We start from the raw sequence: 701 nt of genomic DNA on the forward strand, positions 1-701 counted from the left end.
CGTAGGCAGGACCAATGCCGCGACCTGTTGTACCGATTTTGCCGCTACCACGCTTGGCTTCACGAGCTTGATCAAGCGCGACGTGATAAGGCATGATAAGTGGGCAGTTTGGAGAGATACGTAGACGCTCACGTACTGGTACGTTGTTGTCTTCTAGCTCTTTCATCTCTTTTAGTAGTGCATCAGGTGCTAACACCACGCCATTACCGATAAAGCAAGTAACGCCTTCACGCAAGATACCCGATGGAATCAAGTGCAAGACCGTGGTTTTGCCATCGACAACCAACGTGTGACCAGCATTATGACCGCCTTGGAAGCGGGCTACTGCTGAGGCTTTTTCGGTAAGTAAATCAACGATTTTACCCTTACCTTCGTCGCCCCATTGGCTACCCAAGACTACAACATTCTTACCCATGATCAATCCTTACCTTTATGTATTGAGGTGTGTGCAATAAAAGCTAAAAAATTAAAGTGACTTTATTGACGATATCTTTCTATATAAAAGCTTTCTATCTAGAAAGCTTTCTATCTAAAAACTTAGCGTTCTAATAAGCGGTGCTTAATGAGCGCTCGCTTAACAAATGAATAGTTAAATCGTTTGTAGCTGCCACTGATTGTCAGCAAAAATCAAACGATGAGTGACGTCATTTGGGCTGTCCTGTGCGTCTAGTGGCATGGTAACGCGATAGCCTTGCTGACGT

General features: G+C 44.8%; 1 protein-coding gene. It reads right to left on the reverse strand.

The features are described 5' to 3' along the window. Positions 1-415 (reverse strand): adenylosuccinate synthetase (locus ACS8FC_RS17595; protein ID WP_439297739.1); only part of this gene is annotated, 415 nt, incomplete at its 3' end. Between the last annotated feature and the right edge of the window lie 286 nt (positions 416-701).

The sequence above is a fragment of the Psychrobacter sp. 1Y4 genome (assembly GCF_051847555.1).